This is a genomic window from Marinospirillum sp., from assembly GCF_014859565.1.
Window position 1 is genome coordinate 1 of sequence record NZ_JACUUA010000287.1, and the last position, 3,555, is coordinate 3,555.

The window sequence follows — 3,555 nt, forward strand, 5'->3', positions numbered from 1 at the left end:
CAATCCATTATTCTCTGCGGTGTTCGGGATGTGCGCGATTATCGCATGCATCAGGAAGGGGCAGAGGTGATCACCGGGGGCAGTGCTTTTAACATCAAGGCAGAGTCCCTGAGGATGGGCAACTTTACCCAGGAAGAAACCCGCAGTCTGTGGTTGCAGCATACCCAGGAAACAGGCCAGGTGTTTGATGAAGCGATTTTCCCGGAGTTATGGGAAGATACTCAAGGTCAGCCCTGGTTGGTGAATGCTTTGGGTTACGAAGTCACCTGGAAAAATCGTGAAGCTCGGGATCGCTCTCGCCCTATTTCACTGGTGGACTATCAGCAGGCACGGGAGCGCCTGATTTATTCCCGTGCGACCCACTTGGATCAGCTTAGTGACAAACTGAAAGAAAAACGGGTCAGAAGCATTATTCAACCCCTGCTGGTGGGCGAGGATACCGGCTTACAGCTCCCTGAAGATGATCTGCAATATGTAGTTGACCTGGGCCTGATTGAACGCAAACCCCAGGTTCGTATCAGTAACCGCATCTACCGGGAAGTGCTGCCGCGCGAACTGACTAGCGTCTTGCAAGATACCCTGGTTGAACAGCAGACTTGGTATCTCAACCCGGATCACAGCCTGAATATGTACAAGCTGCTGGAAGCTTTTCAGCAATTTTTCCGTGAGCATTCGGAAAGCTGGAGTGAAGGTTTTGATTACAAGGAAGCGGCTCCCCAGTTACTCATGCAAGCCTTCCTGCAACGCATTATTAACGGTGGTGGCAGAATTTCACGAGAATACGGACTGGGTCGCAAACGCACGGATTTATTCATCGAATGGCCCACCGACCCCGAACAGGGCATGTACGGCCCTTTACAGCGGGTGGTGATAGAACTCAAACTCCTGCGTGGCAGCCTGGATACCGTGATTGCAAAAGGGCTGGAACAAGCCACCGACTACAGCCAGCGCGTGGGTGCTGATGAAACCCACCTGGTGATTTTTGACCGCGACCCGGCCACCCCCTGGGATCAGAAAATCTGGCAGCAAAGCCGCAAGGCTGAGGATCGGCAGATTGAAGTCTGGGGGGCGTGACCTTGTTTCGCGCAGGGACTGCGCTCCTACAAGCCAGCAGTATGGGTATTGATACCGAAGCTGTAAGGGAGAAAGCTAAACCATGAGCCGTTCTCTGGATATTCGCTGGCACCAGCGTTTGCAGAATTACCAGGCTGTATTTAATGAGCTGGATGAGGCTGTTGCGTTAAGCCATCAACGGGATCTTTCCAAGCTGGAAGAGCAGGGGCTGATCCAGGCGTTTGAGTACACCTATGAACTGGCCTGGAACACCATCAAGGATTTTTACAAGGATCAGGGTGAAACAGGCATACAAGGCAGTCGGGATGCTATACGCCTGGCGTTTGAGCGGGGATTGATTGAGGCCGGTGATCAATGGTTTGCGATGATCAAAAGTCGCACTTTGACATCACACACCTACAACCGTGAAATAGCTCGCTTGATTGCAGATCAGATTTTGAATACCTACCATCCGCTGCTGAAGTCTCTTTTAGCAGCGCTTGAGCAGCAACGTGACAGGTCATAAAGCTATGGCTGGGTTGCCATGCAATATATTGGAAAAGCTCCAGGCTGAGTTGAGTCATTATCCGGATGTGCAATGTGCGATCCTGTTCGGCTCTCGTGCCATGGGAACGCATCGTGCTAACTCGGATATTGATCTTTGCCTTGATGCACCTGATCTGCCGTTTCAGAGCTTTCTGCAGCTTGCGGCAGCGCTGGATGAGTTGGTGTTACCCTACAGCCTTGACCTGATACTGAAACACCACATCGATAATCCAGACTTGCTGAGTCACATCCAGCGAGTTTGGCTGGTGGTGTACACTGATAGGCATGATGTGGTTTATTGATTTCTGGGGCACATGAAGATGGAAAAATTTTTTAACAATGCTGGCCCAATTAAACCGGAGCTGCATCACCACTTGGATCTTCTTCATCGGTTGGATTGGGATGAAATACAGCAACTGATTCGAGAACAGCGCTATTTTGTGCTGCATGCCCCGCGCCAGACGGGTAAAACTTCTACGCTCTTGGCGATGATGAAGGAGTTGAATGCTTCTGGGCGTTATGCCTGTGCCTATGCCAATATCGAAGGGGCTCAGGCAGCACGGGGGGATGAAACCCAGGGCATTCCGGCGGCTTGCAATGCCATTGCTCGGTCAATCGCTCTTTATCTTGCTCGTGATGATTTGAAGGCCTGGTATCAGGAACAGGGCAAACAGTTTGCGGTACAGGATCAATTAACCGAGCTACTTGAACACTGGAGTCGCTCAGAAGCCAGGCCCACGGTACTCTTGTTGGATGAAGTGGATGCTTTGGTCGGTGATACGCTGATTTCCCTGCTGCGCCAGATCCGTGCCGGTTATGCCCAGCGCCCGGATTTTTTTCCACAATCCATTATTCTCTGCGGTGTTCGGGATGTGCGCGATTATCGCATGCATCAGGAAGGGGCAGAGGTGATCACCGGGGGCAGTGCTTTTAACATCAAGGCAGAGTCCCTGAGGATGGGCAACTTTACCCAGGAAGAAACCCGCAGTCTGTGGTTGCAGCATACCCAGGAAACAGGCCAGGTGTTTGATGAAGCGATTTTCCCGGAGTTATGGGAAGATACTCAAGGTCAGCCCTGGTTGGTGAATGCTTTGGGTTACGAAGTCACCTGGAAAAATCGTGAAGCTCGGGATCGCTCTCGCCCTATTTCACTGGTGGACTATCAGCAGGCACGGGAGCGCCTGATTTATTCCCGTGCGACCCATCTGGATCAACTGACCGACAAGCTTAAAGAGCCCAGAGTGCATCAGGTGATCAGTGCTTTGTTAAATGGTGAGGATGAAGAGCAAATTCGGCAAACCCAAGTCGATGATCTGCAATATGTTGAAGACTTGGGGCTCATCACGGTTCGTCCTTCGGTCAAAATCACCAACCGTATTTATCAAGAAGTGATTCCCAGAGAACTGACTTGGCCGACTCAGGTGATGATCGCCAACCAGGAACAGGCCTGGTACATCAATCCTGACCATTCATTGAACATTACTAAACTCTTGCAAGCCTTCCAGCAATTTTTCCGTGAGCATTCGGACAGTTGGAGTGAGGGCTTTGATTACAAGGAAGCGGCTCCCCAGTTGCTCATGCAAGCCTTCCTGCAACGCATTATTAACGGTGGTGGACGCATTAGCCGAGAATACGGACTGGGTCGCAAACGCACGGATTTATTCATCGAATGGCCCACCGACCCCGAACAGGGCATGTACGGCCCTTTACAGCGGGTGGTGATAGAACTCAAACTCCTGCGTGGCAGCCTGGATACCGTGATTGCAAAAGGGCTGGAACAAGCCACCGACTACAGCCAGCGCGTGGGTGCTGATGAAACCCACCTGGTGATTTTTGACCGCGACCCGGCGGTCAGTTGGGATGAAAAAATCTGGCAGAGCCAAGCGGATTACGACAACAAAACCATCCAACTCTGGGGAGCCTGATAGGTTCTGTGGGAGCTTTCTCCGAGAGCGA

General features: G+C 51.6%; 4 protein-coding genes. All 4 read left to right on the forward strand.

The genetic code is table 11. The features are described 5' to 3' along the window. The coding region (locus tag IBX50_RS18415) for a hypothetical protein (RefSeq protein WP_292257861.1) at positions 1-1,074 on the forward strand (1,074 nt) is incomplete at its 5' end. 82 nt (positions 1,075-1,156) lie between these two features. Beyond that, on the forward strand, positions 1,157-1,579 hold the full coding sequence (locus IBX50_RS18420) for a nucleotidyltransferase substrate binding protein (RefSeq protein WP_292257862.1): 423 nt from the start codon (positions 1,157-1,159) through the stop codon (positions 1,577-1,579). 4 nt (positions 1,580-1,583) lie between these two features. Next, entirely contained in the window at positions 1,584-1,901 is a 318-nt protein-coding gene (locus IBX50_RS18425; RefSeq protein ID WP_292257863.1) for a nucleotidyltransferase domain-containing protein, read from the forward strand. 18 nt (positions 1,902-1,919) lie between these two features. Next, positions 1,920-3,524 (forward strand): ATP-binding protein, encoded by a 1,605-nt coding sequence (locus tag IBX50_RS18430; protein ID WP_292257864.1) that lies wholly within the window; start codon positions 1,920-1,922, stop codon positions 3,522-3,524. Positions 3,525-3,555 lie beyond the last annotated feature (31 nt).

Coding starts and splice junctions, on each gene's coding strand:
- IBX50_RS18420 (WP_292257862.1), top strand. CDS start 1,157: ATGAGCCGTTCTCTGGATATTCGCTGGCACCAGCGTTTGCAGAATTAC.
- IBX50_RS18425 (WP_292257863.1), top strand. CDS start 1,584: ATGGCTGGGTTGCCATGCAATATATTGGAAAAGCTCCAGGCTGAGTTG.
- IBX50_RS18430 (WP_292257864.1), top strand. CDS start 1,920: ATGGAAAAATTTTTTAACAATGCTGGCCCAATTAAACCGGAGCTGCAT.